Genomic DNA, 476 nt, shown 5'->3' with positions numbered 1-476 from the left:
CGCCGCGGGGCGCCCCGGGGGAGCCGCACTCCGGAATGCCCGCCTCACCCGACCTCACCCGTACGACAGCCCCCGCCCCACCGCGTACAGCGTCCGCTCCGGCGCGTCGGCGCGCGTCACCGGCACCGGGAGCCGCCCGTGCGGCTGCGCGCGCCCCGTGAGGACGCGGGCCGCCGCGCGGACCTCCACGTCGCTCCACCCGTACGCCGCGAGCAACGCCCGCACGCCGTCCGGCAGGTGCGCCGCGTCGTACGGATTGCGCAGCGCGACCGCGACGACGGGGACGCCCGTCGCGACGAGCGCGGTGAGCAGGGCGCGCTGACCGGGGTCGGTGTCCAGGCCGTACGTGGCGACGACGACGGTGTGCGCGCGGCGCGCGGCGGCGACGGCGGCGTCACGCGTCGCGGCGTCGGGCGCGGGGCCCGTCGTACGGCGCGTGACGCGGAAGCCCTCCGCTTCGAGGGCGCGCGCGAGGA

General features: G+C 80.0%; 1 protein-coding gene. It reads right to left on the bottom strand.

The annotated features are described in order from the left end of the window. Positions 1 to 54 precede the first annotated feature (54 nt). On the bottom strand, positions 55 to 476 hold a 422-nt coding region (locus G3I42_RS21540), incomplete at its 5' end, for a glycoside hydrolase family 3 C-terminal domain-containing protein (protein ID WP_203607117.1).

This window comes from Streptomyces sp. SID11385 (genome assembly GCF_010548245.1).
Taxonomy (GTDB): domain Bacteria; phylum Actinomycetota; class Actinomycetes; order Streptomycetales; family Streptomycetaceae; genus Streptomyces.
Note: the sequence above shows the minus strand (reverse complement) of the source record. Positions and strands in the feature narration are given on the sequence as shown.